14 protein-coding genes and 1 pseudogene are annotated in these 24,032 nt (G+C 67.0%); 9 read left to right on the top strand and 6 right to left on the bottom strand.

All coding sequences use genetic code 11. From position 1 onward, the window contains the following. Window positions 1–13: 13 nt before the first annotated feature. Window positions 14–4,465: a PPE domain-containing protein gene (locus tag BST12_RS01555; RefSeq protein ID WP_083111248.1), complete on the bottom strand. Its 4,452-nt coding sequence runs from the start codon at window positions 4,463–4,465 to the stop codon at window positions 14–16. Between the two features lie 359 nt (window positions 4,466–4,824). On the opposite strand from BST12_RS01555, the pseudogene BST12_RS01550 reads away from it, so the two are divergent. Beyond that, window positions 4,825–5,428: pseudogene (locus BST12_RS01550) on the top strand (SDR family NAD(P)-dependent oxidoreductase). Window positions 5,429–5,468: 40 nt separating this feature from the next. On the opposite strand, the gene BST12_RS01545 reads toward BST12_RS01550, so the two are convergent. Beyond that, complete coding sequence (locus tag BST12_RS01545) at window positions 5,469–5,894, bottom strand: PPOX class F420-dependent oxidoreductase (RefSeq protein WP_083111247.1); 426 nt, start codon at window positions 5,892–5,894, stop codon at window positions 5,469–5,471. Between the two features lie 50 nt (window positions 5,895–5,944). Between BST12_RS01545 and BST12_RS01540 the strand changes: the two genes are divergently transcribed. Further along, window positions 5,945–6,799: a DMT family transporter gene (locus tag BST12_RS01540; protein ID WP_245850007.1), complete on the top strand. Its 855-nt coding sequence runs from the start codon at window positions 5,945–5,947 to the stop codon at window positions 6,797–6,799. A gap of 8 nt (window positions 6,800–6,807) precedes the next feature. Here BST12_RS01540 and BST12_RS01535 read toward each other — a convergent pair whose 3' ends face one another. Continuing rightward, complete coding sequence (locus BST12_RS01535; protein ID WP_083111246.1) at window positions 6,808–7,293, bottom strand: SRPBCC family protein; 486 nt, start codon at window positions 7,291–7,293, stop codon at window positions 6,808–6,810. A 153-nt stretch (window positions 7,294–7,446) separates the two neighbouring features. Between BST12_RS01535 and BST12_RS01530 the strand changes: the two genes are divergently transcribed. The 7 genes from BST12_RS01530 to BST12_RS01500 all read left to right on the top strand — a co-directional run bounded on the left by BST12_RS01530 (window position 7,447) and on the right by BST12_RS01500 (window position 14,535). Beyond that, window positions 7,447–8,331, top strand: a complete 885-nt coding sequence (locus tag BST12_RS01530) for a DUF1295 domain-containing protein (RefSeq protein ID WP_083111245.1) — start codon at window positions 7,447–7,449, stop codon at window positions 8,329–8,331. A 5-nt stretch (window positions 8,332–8,336) separates the two neighbouring features. Next, a complete protein-coding gene (locus BST12_RS01525) occupies window positions 8,337–9,473 on the top strand; it encodes an FAD-dependent oxidoreductase (RefSeq protein WP_083111244.1) in 1,137 nt (378 codons plus the stop codon). Between the two features lie 12 nt (window positions 9,474–9,485). Then, window positions 9,486–9,935, top strand: a complete 450-nt coding sequence (locus BST12_RS01520) for a nuclear transport factor 2 family protein (protein ID WP_083111243.1) — start codon at window positions 9,486–9,488, stop codon at window positions 9,933–9,935. Between the two features lie 173 nt (window positions 9,936–10,108). Continuing rightward, window positions 10,109–10,741 carry a hypothetical protein gene (locus BST12_RS01515; RefSeq protein WP_245850005.1) on the top strand — a complete coding sequence of 211 codons (633 nt, stop codon included), beginning with the start codon at window positions 10,109–10,111 and terminating at the stop codon, window positions 10,739–10,741. A gap of 28 nt (window positions 10,742–10,769) precedes the next feature. After that, window positions 10,770–11,372 carry a (2Fe-2S)-binding protein gene (locus tag BST12_RS01510; RefSeq protein ID WP_211281186.1) on the top strand — a complete coding sequence of 201 codons (603 nt, stop codon included), beginning with the start codon at window positions 10,770–10,772 and terminating at the stop codon, window positions 11,370–11,372. Window positions 11,373–11,375: 3 nt separating this feature from the next. Continuing rightward, on the top strand, window positions 11,376–12,353 hold the full coding sequence (locus BST12_RS01505) for an FAD binding domain-containing protein (protein ID WP_083111242.1): 978 nt from the start codon (window positions 11,376–11,378) through the stop codon (window positions 12,351–12,353). A 7-nt stretch (window positions 12,354–12,360) separates the two neighbouring features. Further along, complete coding sequence (locus tag BST12_RS01500; protein WP_083111241.1) at window positions 12,361–14,535, top strand: xanthine dehydrogenase family protein molybdopterin-binding subunit; 2,175 nt, start codon at window positions 12,361–12,363, stop codon at window positions 14,533–14,535. A 32-nt stretch (window positions 14,536–14,567) separates the two neighbouring features. On the opposite strand, the gene BST12_RS01495 is transcribed toward BST12_RS01500, so the two are convergent. The 3 genes from BST12_RS01495 to BST12_RS01485 all read right to left on the bottom strand — a co-directional run. Then, a complete protein-coding gene (locus tag BST12_RS01495; protein WP_083111446.1) occupies window positions 14,568–16,892 on the bottom strand; it encodes a Tex family protein in 2,325 nt (774 codons plus the stop codon). Between the two features lie 72 nt (window positions 16,893–16,964). Then, a complete protein-coding gene (locus BST12_RS01490; protein WP_083111445.1) occupies window positions 16,965–23,477 on the bottom strand; it encodes a type I polyketide synthase in 6,513 nt (2,170 codons plus the stop codon). A gap of 5 nt (window positions 23,478–23,482) precedes the next feature. Continuing rightward, on the bottom strand, window positions 23,483–24,032 hold a 550-nt coding region (locus BST12_RS01485), incomplete at its 5' end, for a phosphopantetheine-binding protein (protein ID WP_245850003.1).

Raw genomic sequence — 24,032 nt, 5'->3', positions numbered from 1 at the left:
CTGTGCGAGAAGATCACTGACCCGGCGCGAAAGCCACCGGCCGAATCGCGAAGTTGAAGCTACCGGGGCCTGCGAGCGCCGACACGTGATCGGCCCAGGCGACCGCGAGGTTGATGCTGCCGCTGAACGCCCGCCCCTCGGAGTTGTTGGCAACGACGATGGCGATATTGCCGTTGCCGCCGGCGGCCAGCCCGTTGTTGCCGCCGCCGGCCACGGTGGCGATGTTGATGATGTTGAGCGGGCCGCTGGCGCTGGCGGCGACTCCGTTGTTGCCGCTGCCGACCACGGTTGCGACGTTGGCGATGTCCAGCCCGCCGTTGGCGGTGGCCGCGACCCCCGTGTTGGCGTCGCCGACCGCGGTTGCCACGGTGCCGATATTGCCGCCGACACCGAGGGCTTTGGTGACCACGCTGTTGCCGTTGCCGACGGCCGTGGCCGCGGTGGCGATATTGAGGCCCGCGCCGCCGGCCTCGGTGCTCACCTCGGTATTGCCGTCGCCGACAGCGGTGGCGAGGGTGCCGATGTTGCCGCCCGCGCCGACGGCGCTGGCCGCTACGTCGTTGCCGCTGCCGATGGCGGTGGCGGCGGTCGCGATGTTGCCCACACCGTTGGCGGTGGCCACCGCGGAATTGTTGTCGCTGTAGACGATGGCCTGGGTGGCGATGTTGCCCGCGCCGTTCGCCACGGCCGTGGCCGCGTTGTGGTCGCTGAACAACACCGTCGCGTCGGTGGCGATATTGCCGCCGACACCGATTGCCCGGGCCGCGGTCGCGGTGTTGTTATTGCCGAACACCGTGGCCAACGTGGCGATATTGCCGCCGGCACCGCCGGCCTGAGCCACCACTCCGGTGTTGCCGTCGCCGATCGCGGTGCCCAGCGTGGCGATGTTCTCCACCCCGAACACGTCGACGGTGATCTGATTGCCGGCGCCGATCGCGGTGGCGGCGGTGGGCACGTTGCCCGCCCCGGTCGCGGTGGCCGAAACCGCGTTGCCGTCACCGAACGCGCTGCCCAATGTCGCGATGTTGCCGCCGACACCCACCGCCCTGGCCACCGCCGCGGTGTTGTCGTTGCCGAAGACCGTGGCCAACGTGGCGATATTGCCGCCCGCTCCGCCCGACTCGACCAGGCCGCCCTTGTTTCCGTCGCCGTACACGGTGCCCAGCGTGGCGATGTTCTCCACGCCGAACGAGCTGACCCTCATCTCGTTGCCGTTACCGATCACCGTCGACAAGGTCGGAATGTTGCCCAGGCCGGTCGCGCTGGCCGTGGCGATGTTGTTGTCGCCGAACGCATTTGCCAGGGTGACGAGGTTGCCGCCGGCGCCGCCGGCCCCGGCGTGGACCTGGCTGTTGCCGTCGCCGATCGCGGTGGCGATGGTGGCGATATTGCCTCCCACACCGGTCGCGCCGGCCGCCAGGCCATTGTTGTTGCCGCCGGCGGTGGCGAAGGTGGCGATGTTCTCCACGCCGAACACATTGACTTCGGCCGAGTTCTTGTCGCCGATGGCGGTTGCGACGCTGGCGATATTGCCCGAGCCGGTGGCACTGGTCGTGACGGTGGTGTTGTTGTCGCCGATCACGGTGCCCAGGGTGGCGATATTGCCGCCGATTCCGATCGCGTGGGCCCCGGTTGAGGCGTTGCCGCTGCCGAACACCGTCGCCAGGGTGGCGATATTGCCGCCGGCACCACCGGATTCGGCCGCGACCGCGCCGTTGCCGTCGCCGAACGAGGTGGCCAGCGTCGCGATGTTGTCCAGGCCGAAGGAGCTGGCCGCCAGCCCACTGTTGTTGCCGAACTGGGTGGCGGCGGTGGCGATGTTGTTGCCGCCGATCGCGCTGACAACCGCGGTGTTGTTGTCGCCGAACACGCTGGCCAGCGTGGCGATGTTGGCGCCCGCTCCCCCGGCCTCGGCGCTGACCTGGCTGTTGCCGCTGCCGATCGCGGTGGCGAAGGTCGCGATGTTGGCGCCGACGCCGGGCGCGCTGGCTGCGAGGCCATTGTTGTCGCCGTATGCGGTTGCGACGGTGGCGATGTTCTCCACGCCGAACACGTCGACTTTGGCGGTGTTGCCGTTTCCGATGACGGTGCCGAGGTTGGCTGTGTTGCCCAGGCCGGTGGAGCTGACCGAGACCACGTTCTTGTCGCCTAGCGCGGTGGCCAGCGTCGCGGTGTTGCCTCCCCCGCCACCGGCTTCGGCATGTACCTGGGTGTTGCCCTGCCCGATGGCCGTGGCGAAGGTCGCGATATTGGCACCGACGCCGGGCGTACTGGCGGAGACATTGTTGTCGTGGCCGTAGGAGGTGGCCACGGTGGCGATATTCTCCACGCCCAGCGCGCTGGCGTTGGAAACGTTGTTGTTGCTGAACAACACGGTGGCGACGGTGGCGGTATTGCCCGCACCCAGCGCACTGGCCTGGGCGGTGTTGTTGTCGCCGAACACGGTGGCGACCGTGGCGATATTGCCGCCCGCGATGCCGGAGTCGGCGTCGACCTTGGTGTTGCCCTGGCCGATCGCCGTGGCGACAGTCGCGATGTTGCCGCCGACACCCTTGGCTTCGGCCGAGACGTTGTTGTCGTGGCCGTATGAGGTGGCCACCGTTGCCCAGTTCTCGACCCCGATCGTCTCGGCCGCCGAGGTGTTGTTGTTACTGAACAACACCGACGACACCGTGGCGACGTTCCCGGCGCCGAAGGCACTGGCTTTTGCGGAGTTGTTGTCACCGAACGACGTGGCGACGGTGGCGATATTGCCGCCCGCGCCTCCGGCGTCCGCGCTGACCTGCGTGTTGCCGTTACCGAAAGCCGTTGCCACCTGGGCGATATTGGCACCGACGCCCACCGCGCTGGCACCGACGCCATTGTTGCTGCCACCCGAGGTCGCCACCGTCGCGATGTTTCCGGCGCCGATCACCTTGGCGGTGACGCTGTTGCTGTTACCCAACGACGTGGCCACCGCGGCGATATTGCCCGCACCGAGTGCGCTGGCCCCGACCACCGGGCTGTTGTTGCCGAACGCCGTCGCCACGGTGGCGATGTTCTCCGAGCCGCTGGCCTCGGCGAAGACCCCGCCGCTGCCGCCATTGCCGCTGCCGCCGACCGTCGCGACGGTGGCGATGTTGTCGATTCCGATCGAGGTCGCCTTGACGACGTTGTTGTCGCCGAACAATGCGGTGGCGACGGTGCCGATGTGTCCCGCGCCCAGCGCGTTGGCGGTGATGTTGTTGTTGTTGCCGACGAACGACATGGCAACCGTGCCCAGATTGCCACCACCATCCGTGGCCACCGCTCCGACGGTGGTGTTGTTGTTGCCGAACGCCGCTGCGATAACGCCCTCGTTGGCGCCGGTGCCGCCGGCGTCGGCCAGGACGTTGTTGTTTCCGCTGCCCGCGGCCGTCGCGACAATGATGTTGTTTTCCACGCCGAACGCGTTGGCGGAGACCCCGGTGTTGTTGCTGCCGAATACTGCCGAGACGACGCCGGTGTTCTCCACGCCGTTGACCGCGGCTTGAACCCCGGTGTTGTTGTTGCCGAAGGCGGCGGCCACCGTCGCGTTGTTCTCCACGCCGTTGGCGATGGCGGTAACCGTGTTGTTGTTTCCGAACGCGGCGGCCACCGTGCCGATATTGGCAACGCCGATGGAACTGGCGCTGACCGTGTTGTTGTCGCCGAATGCCAGAGCGCCGGTGCCGATGTTGACCGCGCCGGTGGCACTGGCCTTACTGTTGCTGCCACCGACCCCGGCGATGTTGAGGATGCCGCCGGTGGCCGCGGCGCTGCTGCCGCCACCGAAAGCGAAAGCGATATCGGCCAAGTCGGCGCTGGCCGAACTATTGGCCCCCGAGGCGACCGCCAAACCGCCGAAGGTGGTGTTGGCGTGCGCGGTACCCGTCTGCACCAGTTGGAGACCGAAGATCGAAATGCTGAAGTCGACCCCGTCGATGCCGGGCAGCGCCGCCGCCCACGGCGCCAGTTGCCCGATCACCGTCGAGGCCCCGGAGTAGTAGCCCACCATGGCGGACACATCGGCGGCCCACATCTCTTCGTAGAGCCCTTCGGCGGCCGCGATCGCCGGGGCGTTTTGACCGAACAGGTTCGAGATCACCAGCGAGACCAGCGCATTGCGGTTGGCCGCCACCACCGCCGGGTGCACCATCGCCGACAGTGCCTCTTCGAACACGGTTGCCGCCGCCTGAGCCTGACCGGCCGTCCCCTCGGCCTGGGCCGCCGCCGCGGTCAACCATCCGGCATAGGGTGCTGCGGCGTTCGCCATCGCCACCGCCGACGGACCCTGCCACGCCCCGCCCGCCAAGCCCGAGATCACCGAGCCGAACGAGGACGCCGCGGTCTTCAACTCAGCGGCCAAGCCGTTCCAGGCGGTGGCCGCGGCGAACAGGGGCTCCGAGCCAGCGCCGGCCAGGATCCGAGCGGAATTGATTTCCGGCGGTAGCACCAAGAAGCTCATCAGGATCGAGCGCCTCCTATCGATTACACCTGGGGACAGTCCGGGTCATATCTGGCAAGTGGCAGCAAAAACATATTTAGCAATAAGGGGACCGTATCTCTTTTCGGTCAGCGTGTTCATCAACTCGACGGAATTTTGGGTGGAGCCATTGTTCCGGACGAAATAAAAGACACCAACGGCGCCGGCCGGCAGTATTGCGGCGAAATCGCATTTACCGGTGGTATTCCAAACACCTTGGGCGCCAACGAATTACGGCGTGGCGCAACCCCAGGGCTGAACCATTTCGGGGTCCACGCAGGCGGTCCTGCGACGGCCCGCACCGGCGGGGCCGCTGCTAGTTTCGGTGCGTGTCCATGACAATGCTGGCCGGCCGAGTCGCGGCGGTGACCGGCGGGGCCGGCGGTATCGGCGCGGCGACCGCGCGGTTGTTCGCCCAACACGGGGCCCAGGTGGTGATCGCCGACATCGATACCGCGCGCGCCGAGCAGACCGCCGCCGAGATCAACGACCCACGCCTTCCTGCCGGCGATGATCGACCGGGGCGCCGGCTCGATCGTCAACGTTTCATCGGTCGAAGGGCTGCGCGGCTACCCCGAGGACCCGGTCTATGCCGCCTACAAGGCGGCCGTCATCCACTTCACCCGCAGCCTCGCGGTGCAAGTAGGCCGCCACGGCGTGCGGGTCAACGCGATAGCCCCGGACGTCACCGAGTCGCTGCAGGTGCCCTACTCGCAGTGGCTATCGGCTGACGAGCAACGGCAATGGCCGCAGTGGGTTCCGGTCGGACGCATGGGACTGCCCGAGGATCAGGCCGGAGTGATCCTCTTCTTGGCCTCTGACCTGTCGTCGTTCGTCACCGGCCACACCATCCCGGTCGATGGCGGCACCGGTGCCGCCGGAGGCTGGTTTCGCTCGTCGCGCCGACCCGGCCGGGAATGGACGAATCGGCCGCTGGCGCCATGAGGCTTGAAGTCGTTGTGCTGCTGGGTGTTTCGTACGACCGCTAGGCCACCCAGGGCCCGACGCCGCCGATCTTGTCGATCCGGATACGGGTGAGGAATCCCGGCGGTGAACCCTCCGGGGGAAACGTCACGTCCGGACTGGACAGTGTTTGGGCAAGTTCCTTCAGCAGCTCGGGTGCGCCGCCCGCGGTGACGCGCGCCGTGCCGGTGATCGACAGGTAAGGCAGCATCGCCTGGCCGGGGCCCGCGGGCGCCAGGATGGTGAGGGCAACGCGAGAGTCGTTGCGGATGTTGCGAACCTTCTTGCGCTCAGCGAGGTGCGCGGTGACCAGTTCGTCGCCGTCCGGCGTGGACTGCTGCGCAACCCAGACCAAACTGACCTGCGGACTTCCGTCCGGATTGACGGTGACCAGGGTGGCATTGGCGCCTTTGCCGATGAGGTCACGCGCAGCGTCGTTGAGTTTCATGAGTTCTCCAACGCCGTGCCCGGCGATTCATTCCCCGTATTGTCTGCGGAGTGCTGATCGGCTTGCTGCTGGCTCTGGGCTGCTCGGTGTGTTTCGGCACGGCGTCGGCGTTTCAGGCCGCGGCAACGCGATCGGTGGAGGCCGGCAGCGGCTCAGGTGTTGACGCCGTACTGCTGATGCGCGCCGTCCGGCAATGGCGGTATCTGGCCGGTGTCGGCCTGGACGGGCTGGGCTTTGCGTTACAAGTGGTGGCGCTTCGCCTGGTGCCCATCTACGTAGTCGCGGCGGCATTGGCCGCCTCCATCGCGGTCACCGCGCTGGTGGCCGCGTGGTTGCTGTCGGCGCACTTGTCGACACGAGAGTGGACAGCCGTCGGCGTGGTGTGCGCGAGCCTGGCGATGCTGGGGGTGGCCGCCGGACCGGAGGGTTCCCAGCGCGGGCCGGCTGGACTCGGCTGGGCCCTACTGGGTGTGGTCGCGGTGATCTTCCTGGCCGGCGCCGCGGCAGGAAGATTGAGCGACCGTCCACGCGCACTCGCGCTGGGGCTCGGCGCGGGCAGCGGCTTTGGCGTCGTCGAGGTGGGCGTGCGCCTGATCGACGTTATCGATCCCACCAAGGCGTACTTCTATCTCAACCCGGCCCTGTACGCCGCGGCCGCGGGCGGGGCCGCGGGTTTTTTGCTGCTGACTTCGGCACTGCATCGCGGATCGGTAACGACCGCGGTGGCCGGCATGGTGGTCGGTGAGACGATTGCCCCCGCGCTCGTCGGCGTGGTCTGGCTCGGTGACCGCAGCCGCGAGGGCCTTGGCTGGATGGTTGTCGTGGGATTCGCCGTAGCCGTGACCGGCACCCTGGTCCTGGCCCGATTCGGCGAGGCGCCGAGTCCCGCCGAACCCGCTGGGTAGGCCCCCGGCTATACCCGTGGATAGCCGCGCCGCACGGTGCGATCGAGAATCCCCAGCGTCGCGCGTAACGCCCCCTCCGACAGCACCGGGAAAATACCGGCTTCGCGCCACTTCGGGTCGATGTCCGACCAGTCGTAGAACGAGGTGACGACGGTGGCCGCGCCGTCGTCGGCCGGCTCCAGCCGGTAGCCGTAGACGTGACCGATCTGCGGGCGGATCTGGCCCAGAATCCGCCAGGCGATCAACCGATCCGATTCGAATTCGCTGATTTCGACGGTCACGTCGTATTTGCCCAGCTGCGGAAAGTCGTTGAGCGATTCCCGGTCCATGTGGACCACGAAGGTGTCGCCGACGGCACCCACCGGATCGCCCTCGGCATCTTGGAGCATTCCGGATGAATCGATGGCCACGTGGCCCTGAGGGTCGCACAGCACCGCGAAGATCGCGGCTGCCGGTGCCGCGATGGTGCGCTGGGTTTCGATGCGGTCGGTCATGAGTCCTCGCTGCCGCCGGAGGGTGCAATCGTGATCACTCTACGTCGGAGGGAAAGTAGAACGTGTTACCGTTTGCTTTTGCGGCCCGGACATTTCGCGCTCGAGGAGGCCCGCATTCGGCGAAACACGCAGCGCCCGAAGCGAACTGCGACCATGACCAAGTCGCGGTCACTGGCGCTCGTCGGGGTCGCCTACGTGGTTGCTGTCGGTGCCGGCGCCGCCTGGCTGTGGTGGGGTCCGGCCACCGGACTGCTGTGGCTCAATACCTTGATCGCCGATGTGCTGGCCACCCTGGTGGTGTTCGTCTTCAGCCGGGCATACCGCAATTCGAGTTTCTACGACGCGTATTGGAGCGTCATTCCGCCGCTGCTGACCTTCTATTGGTGGAGTCAGGCGGGGCCCGGGGTCGATACGTTGCGCTGCTGGCTGGTGTCGGCGGTGGTGGTGTTGTGGGCGGTGCGGTTAACCGCCAACTGGGTATACGGGTTTGCCGGGCTGCACCATGAGGACTGGCGTTATCCGATGTTTCGCGAGCGCGCCGGGCGCTGGGAGTTCGCGGTCGACCTGGTCGCCATACATCTCATCCCCACCGTCGAGGTGTTCGCGGGCATGCTGCCGGTGTACGTCTGCATCACGCATCCGGGCCGCGACATCAGGTGGCTCACCGCGGTTGCCTTCGTCGTCGGTGTGGCGGCGGTGGCGCTGGAGCTCGTGGCCGACGTGCAATTGCACCGGTTCGTCCGCAGCCGGCGGCCCGGTGAGGTGATGGATCGCGGGTTGTGGAGTTGGTCGCGGCATCCAAACTACTTCGGGGAGTTCAGTTTCTGGTTCGCCCTGGCGTTGTTCGGTGTCGCGACATGGCCCGCCGACGCCTGGTGGCTGTTTGCCGGCGCGGCGGCAATGCTGGCCATGTTCCTCGGCGCCAGCATTCCGATGATGGAGACCCGCAGCCTGCAACGCCGGCCCGGCTATCAGGACGTCATCGAGCGGGTTCCCCGGTTCGTGCCCCGGCCACCGGCCAAACTGCGGACCGGGTAGCCGCGATGAGCCGCAAGCGGGTGGTCGTCGCCGGGCTCGGCGACGTCGGCATCCTGGCTGCGATCCGGTTGTCCCGCCACTTCGACGTCGTCGGCATCTCGGTCAAGCCCGCGTTGCTCAGTGGCCAGGAACTCGGCGTGCGGCTGTCCCGGCCTGAGGATTGGGCCCGCGACTACTGGATCCCGTTCGACAGGTTCCGCGGGCTGGATCGAGTGCGCACGGTCCAGGGCACGCTGACCGGGGTGGACCTGGCGGCCCGAACCGTCGTCGGCCGGCGCGATGACGGCACAACGTTCGTCGAAGCCTATGACGCGCTGGTCATTTCGACGGGCGTCAGCAACGGCTTCTGGCGCCGGCCGACCATGCAGTCGGCCGCTGAGATCGGCGCCGACCTGCAGGCCGCGCACGAACGGGTGGCCGCCGCCGCTTCGGTCATCGTCGTGGGTGGCGGCGCGGCAGCGGTCACCAGCGCCGCGAACATGGCAACCAGCTGGCCGGACAAGAGGATCGACCTGTACTTTCCCGGACAGCACGCGCTGGGGGCATATCACCCGCGGATCTGGAAACGCATCGAACGCCGGCTGACCGACCTCGGCGTTGGTGTGCACCCGGGCCACCGCGCCGCGGTTCCGAATGACTTTGCCGGCGAGGAGATCACGCCCGGCCCGGTCCGCTGGAGCACCGGCCAGCCGCCGGCCTGCGCCGAAGCCGTGGTGTGGGCGATCGGCGCCGTGCGGCCCAATTCCGGCTGGCTGCCGGCCGAACTGCTCGATGAGCGCGGGTTCGTCCGGGTGACGTCCGAGCTGCGGGTGCCTGGCCAGCGTGGTGTGTTCGCGGTGGGAGACATCGCGGCCACCGATCCGCTGCGCAGCTCGGCGCGTAACCGCGGAGATGCACTGGTAAGCCACAACATCCGTGCCGAGCTGACCGGGCGGCGGCTGCGCACATTCCGGACGCCGGGCCGGCGCTGGGGTTCTCTGCTGGGCATCCAGCCCGACGGGCTGGAGGTCTTCTTGCCCACCGGCCAGGCGTTTCGCTTGCCGTCATGGTCGGTTGAGCGGGTGGTGATGCCGTGGGTCGTCCGGTGGGGCATGTACCGCGGGGTGCGCGAAAACCAACCGTTCCATAACGCCCCGGGGTAAGGAGTCGCGACGGTGGATATGTGGGAACTCGTTGCCCGCGAGCAGATCCGGGACACCCTGACGCGATACAACTGGTCGGGCGACGCTGGCCAGCTCGACGACCTGGCGGCCACCTTCTGCGCAGACGGTGTTCTTGAAATAGGGGGTTCGCTAGGGCATCTTGCGCCGCTGCATGGCCGCTCGGCGATCGCGGCGTTCCTGGGCGGGATCTCGCGAGCCGTCACCGTCAGCACCGACCGCAGGCCCGTCGTGCGGCACAACGTCACCAACGTGCTGTTCACCGAGCTGACTCCGCAGCAGGCGCACGTCTGGTCCTACTTCACCGTCCTCACCCACATCGGGCTCGACCACTTCGGCCGCTACCGCGACACATTGGTGCCCGAGGATGGCACGTGGCTGATCAAACATCGCCGGGTCGCCACCGATTGGGCGGCCCCCGAGTCCGCGATGGCACGCGCTTGAAAGTGGCTCGCCGCCAGAGTGTTTCGACTCCACGGGCAGCACCGCGGGGGCTCGGCCGGCTTCGGGGAACTGTACTCACGACCACCCGGCGGCGTTAGACTTTCCGCCAGGCGGTAAATCTGTTCATCGTGAGCGTCAGGAATACATGGAGTCACGCGGGCCGGCGAGGCGGCATGGCCGCTGACACGGCCGACGGCGCCGGCCCATCGCGCCGGTGTCGGTCCCTCCGCCTCCCGGCGGGGGCGCTCCTGGTCGTTGTGCTGGCCGGCGGGCTCGCGTTCATCGCGGTGCAGTCGACACGCCACCACGACGGCGCCGCTACGCCCACCCCCGCTTCGCCGTCAGGCGCGGCGCCACCCGCATCGATCGGTGTGGCGATCCCGGGCTGCTATAACCGGACGGTTCCGCCGGCCGACCGTCCGATGAAGCTCAACATCGTAGGCTGCGGCAGCGCGGCCGTTGCGCTACAAGACATGTCGTGGCGTTCGTGGGGGCCGCAGGGCGCCGAGGGGACCGGCACCGCTGTCTTCAAGGTCTGCCAGCCGAACTGCGCCAACGGCTCCAAAGTCACCGACCGGGTCGTGATCCACGCCTGGAATCCGCAGCCACCGCGCAACAACTCCGGCTGCCCCGCCGGCCTCAAGGTTTTCGCCGACCTGATTTTGGCGTTCCCCGATGGCGTCCCGCCGGCCGCCGCGCAAGAAATGAATACCGATTACGCCGGAATGCCCGCGGTGCATTACACCAATTACTCCGTTACCGGTCCGCGGGACGGCCAATTCATCGGTTATACCTTTTGCAGCTGAAACGGCTCGGCCGCCCTAAAGTAGATCCGTGGACGATCGACCCGGGTTGCAACTGAACCGAAGGACATTCGTGGGCGCCTCTGTCGCCCTGAGCGGCACTGTCGCCGCCGTCACCACCATTGCCGGATCCGAGCGCGTGGATCAGGAACAAAGCCACACCGCTGTGGTGCGAATGACGATCAATGGCGAAAATCGTGAAATCGCCGTCGACAATCGCACCTCGCTGCTGGACATGCTGCGCGAGCGAGCCGGCCTGACCGGAACGAAGAAAGGCTGCGATCAAGGTGCATGCGGCGCGTGCACCGTGCTGCTCGACGGTCGCCGGATCAACTCCTGCCTGACCCTGGCGGTCATGCACGACGGCGCGCAGATCACCACCATCGAGGGTGTGGCCGACTCCGCTGGTCTTGATGGCAGACTCCATCCGCTGCAGCAGGCGTTCATTGACGAGGACGCCTTGCAGTGTGGCTACTGCACGCCGGGCCAGATCATGTCCGGGCTCGCGTGTATCGCGGAAGGACATGCGGGTTCTGCCGCCGAGATACGAGAGTGGATGAGCGGCAACCTCTGCCGGTGCGGTGCGTACACCAACATCGTCAACGCCGTCGCGGCCGTGGCGCGAGCCCGTTAGCCCGTGTTCGGATTCCGGTACACCAAGGCCGCCGACGAGGAGTCGGCGTTACGGGCCGCGGCCGCCGGCGCTCGTTACATCGCCGGCGGTACCACGCTTGTCGATCTGATGCGTGAAACCGTCGAGCGTCCCGAGGCTTTGGTCGACATCAACGCGCTCCCCTACACCTCGATCGAAGTGCGACCGGGCAGGATCTCGATTGGATCCCTGGTCCGGATGTCCGATCTGGCCGCGCATCCTGTTGTCCGCCAACAAGTCCCGGTGATCAGCCAAGCCCTCGAGCTCAGTGCCTCCGCGCAACTGCGCAATATGGCATCGATCGGGGGCAACCTTCTGCAACGCCCGAGGTGCTTGTACTTCCGTGACGTGTCCGCGGCGTGCAACCGGCGTGTTCCCGGCGCAGGCTGCGCCGCGGCCGAGGGTCTCAACCGCACCCACGCGATCCTCGGCACCAGCCCGCAGTGTGTTGCCACTCATCCATCCGACCTCGCGGTTGCGCTGGTGGCCCTGGATGCAGTCGTGGTCGCTCGGGATACATTCGGGCAACGGCGAATTCCGGTTTCGGACCTCTTTCGTCAGCCGGGCGACACCCCGCACCAGGAGCACAATCTGCGCGCGGGTGAGCTGATCACCGCCATCGAAGTGCCGGTCGGGCCGGAGGCCGCCCGGTCCGGCTATCTCAAGGTACGCGACCGTGCATCCTACGAATTCGCGCTTGCCTCAGCGGCTGTGGCACTCGACATCACCGCCGGCGTGGTACGCAGCGCGCGGGTCGCCGTCGGCGGGGTGGCGACCGTGCCGTGGCGGTTGCCGGCCGTCGAGGCCGCGCTTCGCGGCCAGCCGCCGTCCGTCAAGGTCTTCCGCCGCGCCGCCGCGCTGGCCGCTGAGGGAGCGAAGCCGTTGGCTGACAACGCTTTCAAAGTCGAACTGGTTAAGCGTGCCGTCGAAAAGCAGCTGTCCGCAGTCGCGGCGATGCCATGAGGCGGCCATGACACACGCCTTTCCGACCGCGCAGGCCGTCTCCGGTCAGCCCATCACCAGGATCGAGGGTCCGCTGAAGGTGACCGGCAAGGCCCGCTATGCCGCCGACAACCAGATTGCCGACTTGGTCTATGCCTCATTGGTTTGCAGTACGGTGGCCTGCGGTGGGATCGACCGCATCGACAGCGCTGCCGCACTGCGTCACCCCGGCGTACTCCGCGTGCTCACCGACTTCACCGGCGTCCACCTGCCTTTCGACCCCCGTCGGGTTTTCTTCTTCGGCCAGCCGGTCGCGGTGGTGGTCGCCACCACACCCGAAGCCGCGGCCCACGGGGCGTCGCTGGTCGACGTTCGTTATTCACCTCGTCCGCAAGTGACGGATATCGATGCCCCGCAAGCCGTTCCGCAGCCACCGGCCCACACTCTCGACTACGCCCGCGGCGATGCCGACGAGGGCATTCGCCGCGCTCCGGTGGTGGTCGACCTGGAATTCACCATCGCCCGTGACAATCACAACCCCATGGAACTGCCTGCGACCGTTGCCAAGTGGGATGGCGACCGGCTGACGGTGTGGGACAAGGTTCAGGGCATCAATTCGTCGCAACATGACTACGCCGCGGCGCTGGAAATGCCGGAGGATCACGTCCGCGTCATCTCCCCGTTTGTCGGCGGTGCATTCGGCAGCGCCGGGGAGCTCTGGCCACATCAGATGATGACCGCGTTCACGGCCCGCCGGGTGCAGCGACCCGTCAAGTTGGTGCTGACCCGGAGGCAGATGTACAGCGGCATCGGCTACCGCCCGACGAGCCGGCAACGAATGGTGCTCGGGGCCGACCAATCCGGCCGTTTGGGTGCGATGATCCACGAGGGGCGCACCGAGACCGCCAGATATGAGCTGTATGAGGACATCCTCGCCCGCAACCCCCGCTTCGTCTACCGCGTCCCCAATGTGCGATCGAGCTATCGCATTGTCCCGCTTGATGTTCATGTGCCGACCTACATGCGGGGACCCGGTACGGTCAGTTCCACGTTTGCTCTGGAATCGGCCATGGACGAGCTGGCTCATCGGCTGGGCATGGACCCGATCGACTTGCGGCTACGCAACGAGCCGGATTTCGACCAGGCCGAAGGCAGGCGCTTTTCCACCAGGCGACTTGTCGAGTGCCTCACTCAGGGTGCAGCCGCCTTCGGCTGGAACCGGCGGAACCCGGCGCCGGGTGCGACCCGTGACGGCGATCAACTGCTCGGTATCGGGATGGCGGCAGCGGCCTATCACACCAACCGAAGTCAATGCACCGCCGTTGCAATGGTTTTGGCCGACGGAACCGCCGAAGTGAGGTGCGGAACCAGCGACATGGGGCCCGGCACCTACACCTCGATGACCCAGGTCGCCGCGGACGCACTGGCGATGCCGATGAGCCGGATCCGGTTTCTGTTGGGCGATAGCAGGTTTCCGCCGGCCCCGTCGCACACCGCCTCGCGAACCATGGCGAGCGTGGGTTCGGCGGTGTTCGGTGCCGCGAATATGTTGCGCGACAGGTTCGTTCGGACCGCGGTAACCGATCCGGGTTCGCCGCTTTCGGGGCTGCATCCAGAGGACGTTGCGGTGGTCGACGGCCGCATGTTCGCCCTCGTAGCTGGGGCCGGGCCAGAACGCGGCGAGTCGTACCAGGACTTGTTGCGCCGGCGCGGCTGGCCCAGTCTGGAGTCCGAGCAAACATGGACACCCGAGGGTGAGGATCGGTTCGCGACGTACGCCTACGGGGCCGTGTTCGCCGAAGTCGTCGTCGACGAATTGCTTGGCACAGTGCGGATCCGCCGCGTGTATGCCTGCTATGACGTCGGCCGGGTGATCAATCCCAAACTCGCGCACAGTCAGGCGATCGGCGGCATGGTTGGGGGCATCGGGATGGCCTTGTTGGAGGGCACCCGCATCGATCACCGCGACGGCCGCATTGTCAACGCGAACATGTCGGACTACCTGGTCCCGGTCAACGCCGACATTTCCGGACTCGACGCCAGCTTCTTGCCTGGCGAGGATCTGATCGCCGGCCCGATCGGTGTGAAGGGGCTCGGCGAGTTGGTGATCGTCGGAGTCCCCGCCGCGATCGCCAATGCCGTGTTCAACGCCACCGGTAGGCGAGTTACCGATTTGCCGATCACTTTGGAAAAGCTGCTGTGAGCCGTTAGCCGCCCGCCGTCAGCCGCCCGCCGTCACCGGCCAAAGCCGGCGTCGCGCAACGCCTGCGCCATGGAGCCTTTGGGCGGCGCGGAGGCCTGATTGCCGGAGTTCTTGTCGCGGTGTGGGATTCGCTTCTCGGTCCGGGCGGGACGCCTGCCCCGGTCGGGTTGGGGTTTGTCGTTGAGGCGCAAGGTCAGTCCGATCCGCTGGCGTTCGACGTCGACGTCGACGACTTTGACGCGCACCACCTGCCCGGACCGTACGACTTCGTGCGGGTCGGAGACAAAGCGTTCGGCCATTGCCGATACATGCACGAGGCCGTCCTGGTGCACGCCGACGTCAACGAAAGCTCCGAAGGCCGCGACGTTGGTCACCACGCCCTCGAGCACCATGCCCACCTTGAGATCTGCGATCTTCTCGACGCCGGCGGCGAATGAGGCGGTGGTGAAGGCCGGCCGCGGATCTCGTCCCGGCTTTTCCAGTTCGGCGATGATGTCGGTTACCGTGGGGATACCGAAGCGGTCGTCGGCGAAATCAGCGGGACGAAGTGACCGCAATGCCCTTGCGTCCCCGATGATTTCGGCCAGGGCTACACCCGAGCGGTCCAGAATGCGCCGGACCACCGGATAGGCCTCGGGGTGCACGCCGGAGGCGTCCAGTGGGTCGTCGCCGTCGGTGATCCGGAGGAAACCCGCACATTGCTCGAATGCTTTGGGACCCAGGCGAGGCACGTCGAGGAGGCCGCGTCGGTTATTGAATGGCCCCGTCTTGTCGCGGTGGGCGACGATCGACTCGGCGAGAAACTCCGAGATGCCGGACACCCGCGCCAGCAGTGGCACCGACGCGGTGTTGAGGTCGACCCCCACCGCATTCACCGCGTCCTCGACCACGGCATCCAGGCTGCGGGCCAGGATCCCCGGGGTGATGTCGTGTTGGTACTGCCCGACCCCGATGGACTTCGGCTCGATCTTCACCAATTCGGCCAGCGGATCCTGCAGGCGCCGGGCGATCGACACCGCCCCGCGCAAGGTGACATCGAGTCCGGGCAACTCATGCGCCGCGTAGGCCGAGGCCGAATACACCGATGCGCCGGCCTCGCTCACCATCGCTTTCGTGGGCGCCGCGGCGCCGGCGGCCCGGATGTCGGCGATGAGTTCGGCGGCCAGGGCGTCGGTTTCCCGCGAGGCGGTGCCGTTGCCGACGGCGATCAGTTCGACGCCGTGCCGGGCGACCAGGGCGGCCAGAATCGCCTTGGCCGAATCCCATTGGCGCTGCGGCTGATGCGGGTAGACGGCACACGTCTCCACGACCTTGCCGGTGCTGTCCACTACCGCGACCTTCACACCGGTGCGAAAGCCCGGATCAAGCCCGAGGGTGGTGCGCGCGCCCGCCGGAGCCGCGAGCAGCAGGTCCTTGAGGTTCTTGGCGAACACCGCCACGGCCTCTTCCTCCGCACGCCGGCGCAGCCGGATCCGGGTATCGACCGCGGCCGCCGACATCAGCCTGGCCCGCCATGCGAGGCTCACCGTGGCTGCCAGCCACGGTGTCGCCGCCCCCGGCGATGACCGATCGATCCCCAGGGTTGCCGCGATCATGGCTTCGTACGGGTCGTCGTCGCCGCAGTCGAACGTGAGGCCGAGGACCTTCTCTTTCTCCCCGCGCAGCACGGCGAGAACGCGGTGGGACGGCATTGTCTGCAAAGATTCGCCGAATTCGAAATAGTCGCGAAACTTTTGCGCGTCGGCGCTTTTCGCGGCCTCCGGTGACCAGGCCACGCTGCGCAGCGCTGCCCCGGCCCAGAATTTCTCCCGCACTGCGCCGACAAGCTCGGCGTCCTCGGCGGCCCGCTCGATGAGAATGTGCCGGGCCCCGTCCAGCGCCGCGGCGGCGTCGGCAACGCCGTCACCGACGAATTCCGCGGCCACCGCATCGGGGGCCAATTTGGGATCCGACAGTAGGCGGTCGGCCAGCGGCTCGAGACCCGCTTCGCGGGCGATTTGCGCTTTGGTCCGGCGCTTGGGTTTGTAGGGCAGGTAGAGGTCCTCAACGCGGGCCTTGGTGTCGGCTGCCAGCAGTGCCGTCCTGAGCTCGTCGGTGAGCTTGCCCTGTTCCTGAATCGAGGCCAGCACCGCCGCCCGCCGCTCGTCGAGTTCGCGCAGGTAGCCCAGCCGCTCTTCCAGAGTGCGAAGCTGCGCGTCATCGAGGCTCCCGGTGACCTCCTTGCGGTACCGGGCGATGAACGGGACGGTTGCGCCTTCGTCGAGCAAGCGGACGGCGGCGACGACCTGGGCCTGGCCTACCTCCAGTTCCTCAGCGAGACGGGCGGTTACGGGTTTGACGGTGGCGCCTGGATTCACGAGCAAGACCTTACCCAACGGTCCCGACACGTCTCGTCCACCGGACACCAGCGGGCGTCCCGACCGATCAGATCACGCCAGGTGTGAACCATTCGTTTCGATCGGCTCGCCGGCGGGCATCCCGAGCGCGATCGCGATCAATTCCTCGGGGCTTGATGAATCGATGATTCGCTCGAGCTCCTTTTGATCCGATTCCTGGTTCTTTTCCTCGCGATCCTTTCGATCCGATTTAGCTTTGGTTTTTTCGGCCAGCAGCAACAACTTGTCGAGCAGGTCTGCGTCGCGGAGATCACTGATCGCAATGGTGTTGAGAATGGCGCGCACCGATTCGTCGTCGGGATCGGGTATTCCCGCACCGCTTTCGTCGGCTTTGGCGCCATCGCTGAGGCCCAGTTCCTGGTTGAGATACGCCCCCAGCGCGGCGGGGGTCGTATGGTCGAATATCAGCGTCGGTGAAAAGCTCAGTCCGGTAGCGGTTTTCAGCCGGTTACGCAGCTCCACCGCGGTCAGCGAGTCGAACCCGAGGTCTTGGAAGGCGGCATCGGGGTGGATGTCGTGCGGGCCGGACTGACCCAGCACCAACGCGGTCTGGGTGCACACGATGTCGACCAGTAATTCTTGCTGCTGAGCAGGGCCGAGCTCACGCAAGCGTTGAGCCAGTGCGGATTCCGACGGGACTTCGTCATTGGCGACGGTTCGTCGCAGCGGTCGCCGGACCAGATCGTTGAACAGCGGCGGCAAGTGCGCTCCGACACCGGGATCGGCCAGCGCCTTGTGGTCGAGGCGAGCAGCCACCGCCGACGGGTGGTCCAGAACTATTGCCGCATCGAACAATTCGACGGCTTGTTCAGCGGTCAGCGGTGTCAGCCCGCCGCGGCTCATGCGGGCGACGTCACTGCTGCGCAAGTGCCCGGTCATCGCGCTGGCCTGCTCCCACAGTCCCCACTGCAGCGACACCCCGGCCAGTCCGCTGGCCCGCCGTGCGGCCGCCAGCGCATCCAGGAATGCGTTCGCCGCCGCGTAGTTGCCCTGACCCCGGGCTCCCACCACGCCGGCAAGCGACGAACACAGCACGAACATCGCCAGCCCCAACTCACGAGTGGCCTGATGCAGATTCCAGGCACCATCAACCTTGGACCGCAACACCGTATCCACCCGGTCCGGGGTCAGCGATGCGATGGCGGCGTCGTCGAGCGTTCCCGCGGCATGGATCACTCCGGTCAACGGTGGGTACTTGTCCTGCACTTGCCGGAGCAACTGCACTACCGCGTCCGCATCGGCGACATCGCAAGCGGCCACCCAAGACTTAGCACCGAGTTCGGCCAACTCGGCCACCAGTTGCCGCACTCCCGGCGCATCCTCGCCCTGGCGGCTGACCAGCACCAGCTGCCGTACCCCGTAGCGGGTCACGACATGACGGGCCAGCACCGCACCCACCATCCCGGTACCTCCGGTGATCAACACCGTGCCGGCCGCCAAACTCTCGGGTAACACCTGTGGCGTTGTCAACACCACCTTGCCGGTATGACGGGCCTGGCTGAGAAACCGGTACGCCTCGCGCACACAACGGATGTCCCAACTGCGCACCGGCGGCGCATGCAACTGCTCGGTCTCGAACAGTGTCTTGAGTTCGGCCAGCATCTCCCCGATGCGTTGCGGTCCGGCGTCGAGCACGTGAAACGCCCGATACCTGATGCCGGGATAGTGTTCGGCGATCTCTTCGGGGCTGCGGATGTCGTTCTTGCCCATCTCGAGAAAGCGACCCCCCTGTGCCGTCAGCCGCAGCGAGGCGTCGGTGAACTCGCCGGCCAGGGAATGCAGCACCACGTCGAACCCGCGACCACCGGTGGCGGCCAGGAACTTGTCCTCGAAGTCCAGAGTGCGCGAATCGGCGATATGGTCGTCGTCAAACCCCATCGCGCGCAGCGTATTCCATTTGCCGCGGCTGGCGGTGACGAACACCTCCGCGCCCCATAGCCGGGCCAGCTGGACCGCGGCCATCCCCACCCCGCCGGTGGCGGTATGCACCAACACCGACTCGCCCGGACGAAGCCCGGCCAAGTCGACAAAGCCATACCAGGACGTCAGAAAGACCACCGGCACCGCCGCGGCTTGGGCATGTGACCAACCCTTCGGGATCTTGACCAACAACCGATGATCGACCGCGGCCTGCGAACCCGTCCCGAGCAACCCCATCACCGCATCGCCGACGGCCAGGGTGCTGACCCCCGGGCCGACCTCGACGACCACGCCGGCGCCCTCACCGCCGAGGGCCGCCTCGCCGGGATACATCCCCAACGCTATGAACACATCCCGGAAGTTGACCCCCGAGACTGTCACCGCCACGCGCACGTGGCCGTCCGGTAGCGGCGCGTCCAGCGACGGGCATGGTTCCAGCACCACATCCTCGAACGTCCCACCGCCGATAGCATGCAACCGCCACCCTTCGTCGGGTAGCTCTAATGGTCTTTCGGGCCGGCCCAGCCTTGCCGCATAAGCCTTTCCAGCTCGCAGCGCCACCTGGGGTTCGCCCGAAGTGCCCAATAGCGCGACATCCGCCGTCGCGTCGGCATCGACAAGCACCACCTGGCCGGGATATTCGGCCTGGGCCGAACGCACCAACCCCCACACCGCCGCTGCGGCCAGATCGGTGGTGTTCTCGTCCGCTACCGCCACTGCGCCGCAGGTGTGCACGACCAACACACCTCCCCGGTCAGCGGATAGCCAGGACTGCAACACCGCCAGCACCGCATGTGTGGCCGCATACACAGAGTCCACTACCCCGGCATCACCAGATGCCCACCGCCACACCACGACCGCGTCGCCGGGCACAGCCTCGCCGGCGCGGGCGAAGTCGTCCCACTTGACGACCGGCCGCTCAACGGCGCTGGGATCCAACGTGATTGGCGACCATCCGAGCTCCAGCAGGCCCTGGCTGGTTGGATCTGCAGCCGCAGCAATCCCGGCCCGCAACTGCGCCGCACCGACCGGACGGGCCAGCACCGAATTCACCGACAACACCGGCAATCCCGCCGAGTCGGCGAGCTCGACCGACAGGGCGCCCTCCCGGGTAGGGGTGATCCGTGCCCGCAGCCGGGCGGCGCCCGCACCGTACAAAGACACCTGCTGCCAGCAGAACGGCAACATCACCGTCGTGCTGTCGGTGGCCGCGTCGTCGACGGCAACCCACGCCTGCATCGCCGCGTCCAGCACCACCGGATGAATGCCCATTCCGGCCACATCCAGGCCCTCGGGCGCCGCCAGCTCGGCGAACACCTCCCGGCCGCGGCGCCACAACGACTGCACCCCCTGGAACGAGTGCCCATACTCGTACCCGCGGCAGGCCAACTGCCGGTAAACCCCGTCGACATCGATCTGTTGAGCATCGGCCGGCGGCCACTCCGACAAATCCGCCCCCGGTTGGGCGGACCGCTCGGCCAGTGCGCCCTGGGCATGGAGCACCCATGAGCCGGTCGACCCTTCCGGGCGCGAATACACCGCCAGCGCACGTCTTCCCGACTCGTCGGCAGCGCCCACCACGACCTGTACCGCCACCGCGGCCCCGCGGGGCAACACCAGCGGCGCCGTCAGCAGCAACTCCTCCACCAAGCCGCAGCCCACCTCGTCGCCGGCCCGGATCGCCAGTTCGACGAATCCCGCCCCGGCGAACAACACGGCCCCAGCTACCACGTGATCGGCCAGCCACGGCTGGGTCGACATCGACAACCGCCCGGTCAGCACCACCCCGCCCGAGTCGGGCTGCTCGATGATCGCGCCCAGCAGCCCATGACCCGTCTCGCGCAATCCAAGGTTGCCCGCGTTGGCGGCGCCTGCCGTCGGCGCCAGCCAAAACCGTTGCCGGGCAAAGGCATACGTCGGCAACTCCACCCGCCGGCCTGCGTCACCGGCAAACACATTGGGCCAGTCGATGTCCACGCCGGCCACAAAGGCCGCGCTCACCGACAACCAGAACCGCCCGAGACCGCCCTCGTCGCGCCCCAGGGTGGGCACCACGACCGCCTCGTCACCGACGGTCTCCTCGATCCCGGCTCCCAACGCCGGGTGCGGACTCACCTCGACGAACGCTCCGTACCCCTGCTCGGCGCACCAGCGCACCGCCTGATCCAACAGCACCGGCTCGCGCAGATTGCGATACCAATAGCGGCCGTCCAGCCCGGTTCCCTCGATCGCGGCACCGGTCACCGTGGAAACAAAGGTGATATCGGTCGAACGGGGCGAGATTCCCGACAACCCTGCCACCAACGACTCGCCCACCAACTCCACCTGCGCGGAATGCGACGCGTAATCCACCTCAATCCGGCGAGCCCGAATACCTGCGGCCTCGCAGCCCAGCATCAACTCCGCTATCGCATCCAGCGCACCGGCGACCACCACCGCCGAAACACCGTTCACCGCAGCAATACTGAGCCGATCCCCGAATCCGGCAATCAACTCCTGTGCGCGCTGCTCGCCGCAGGCCAGCGACACCATTGCACCCGAACCGGCCAGTTTCACCAGCAGTTGACTACGTAGCGCCACCACCGCTGCGGCATCTCGCAACGACAGCACTCCGGCCACGCAAGCGGCGGCGATCTCACCCTGCGAATGCCCCACCACCGCAGCGGGTTTGACTCCCACCGACTCCCAGAGCCGCGCCAGCGACACCATCACCGCCCACAAGGTGGGCTGTACCACATCAACCCGATCCAGCCCGGGCGCGCCCGGAATCTGGCGGATCACATCCAGCAGTGACCAGTCCACGAATTCGGCCAGCGCCTCTTGGCACAACCGCATCTGCTCGGCGAATACCGGTGCAGACGCGAGCAATTCCGCGCCCATACCGATCCATTGCGCGCCCTGGCCGGGGAACACCATCACGGTTTTACCCAACGCCCGGGCCCTTCCGGCTACCACGCCGATGCCGGGGTCACCGGTAGCCAGCCCGGTCAGCCCCGCCATGAGCTCGACCCGGTTCTTGCCCAGCACTACCGCACGATGCGCAAACGACGATCGCGCCGCCAACGACACCGCCACGTCCATCGGCTCGAGCGCGTCATCGGCCGTGACGAAGTCAGCCAGCCGCTGTGCCTGCGCTGTGAGAGCCTCGGCGGACTTGGCCGACACGACCCACGGCACGACGGACCAGTCCGTCTTCGAAACATGCTGGGGCGCGTGGGGGTTCGGCTCCGGCGCCTGCTCGACGATGAGATGGGCGTTGGTGCCGCTGATGCCGAACGACGAAACACCGGCCCGGCGCGGCCGTCCCGCCGCCTGTGGCCAGTCGCGGGTTGTCGTCAACACCTGCACCGCACCCGCCGACCAATCCACATGGGGCGACGGCACATCCACATGCAGGGTCTTCGGCATCACCCCGTGCCGCATCGCCTGCACCATCTTGATCACGCCCGCCACTCCCGCGGCGGCTTGGGTGTGGCCCATGTTCGATTTCACCGATCCCACCCACACCGGCTGCTCGCCCCCCCGGTCCTGCCCGTAGGTCGCCAGCAACGCCTGAGCCTCAATCGGATCCCCCAACACCGTTCCGGTGCCGTGCGCCTCCACCACATCCACATCGCGTGGTGTCAAGCCCGCCGACGCCAGCGCCGTCCTGATCACCCGCTGCTGCGACGGCCCGTTCGGCGCGGTCATTCCATTCGATGCCCCATCCTGATTCACCGCACTACCCCGGATCACCCCCAGCACCTGGTGACCCGACCGATGCGCATCCGACAAGCGCTCCAGCACCACCACCCCCGCGCCCTCGCCCCAGCCCACTCCGTCAGCCGCAGCCGAAAAGGCTTTGCAGCGGCCGTCGCGCGACAACCCGCGCTGCCGGGAGAATCCCACGAAGGTGGCCGGAGTGGCCATTACCGTGACGCCGCCCGCCAGCGCCAAGTCGCACTCACCGGAGCGCAACGACACGCACGCCTGATGCATCGCGACCAGCGACGAAGAGCAGGCCGTATCCACCGATACGGCCGGGCCTTCCAAGCCCAGCACATACGCCACCCGACCCGAGGTCACGCTGGTGGCGATGCCGGTCAATCCGTATTCGCCCAGCTCCTCCAGGGGTTGCCCAATTCCGTAGTCGGGATCCATGATTCCGGCGAACACTCCGGTGGCCGTGCCGCGCAGCGAGAGCGGGTCGATTCCGGCGTGTTCCAGCGCTTCCCAGGAGCACTCCAGCAACAAGCGTTGCTGAGGATCCATCATCAGCGCTTCTCGCGGCGTGATTCCGAAGAACGCCGGGTCGAAATCGGCTGCGTTTTGCAGGAATCCGCCCGAGCGGGTGTAGGTCTTGCCCGCGGCGTCTGGATCCGGATCGAACAATCCCTCTACATCCCAGCCGCGGTCGCCCGGAAACTCCGACACCACATCAGCGCCGCTGTGCACCATTTCCCACAGTGCCCGTGGCGATTCCACACCACCCGGAAAGCGGCAGCCCATCCCCACGATCGCGATGGGCTCGCTGGTGCGTTGCTCAGAGTCGCGCAGCCGAGCACGCGTCTCGTCCAGCTCGATGGCAACCTTCTTCAGATAACGGACCAGCTTCTCACGTTCCAGATCCGTGTGCTCAATGCTCATGATCACTACTCTCCGTCAAAACCGGCATCGATCAGCCGGAAGACCTCGTCGATGGTCTCCGCGGCTTGAATGCGTTCGCCGATGCGATGTTCGCTATTTGTAATGAGGCTCAAAAGATTTCGCAGACGAGTGGCGACGCGTTGCTTGTCGCCGTCGTCGATCACCGGCAACATCTCTTCCAGTCGGGTCAGCTCCGCATCGAGCGGCGGGGAACCGGCCGTACGGCCTTCGCTTAGTTGTTGGTTGAGGTGTTGGGCGAGGGTGGTGGGGGTGGGGTAGTCGAAGATGAGGGTGGCGGGCAGGGTGAGTCCGGTGGTGGTTTTGAGTCGGTTGCGTAGTTCGAGTGCGGTGAGGGAGTCGAAGCCGAGGTCTTGGAAGCTGGTGTGGGGGTTGATGTCGTGGGGGTTGTGGCCGAGGACTTGGGCGAGTTGGGTGGTGATGGTTTGGGTGAGTAGTTCGTGTTGTTGGGTGGGGGTGAGGTTGGTGAGGCGTTGGGCCAGTGCTGTTTTGGGTGTGGTGGTGGTGTGGGTGTGGGGGCGTGGTGGTGTTGGAGCG

The sequence above is a fragment of the Mycobacterium angelicum genome (assembly GCF_002086155.1).
Classification (GTDB): Bacteria; Actinomycetota; Actinomycetes; order Mycobacteriales; family Mycobacteriaceae; genus Mycobacterium; species Mycobacterium angelicum.
Note: the sequence above shows the minus strand (reverse complement) of the source record. Positions and strands in the feature narration are given on the sequence as shown.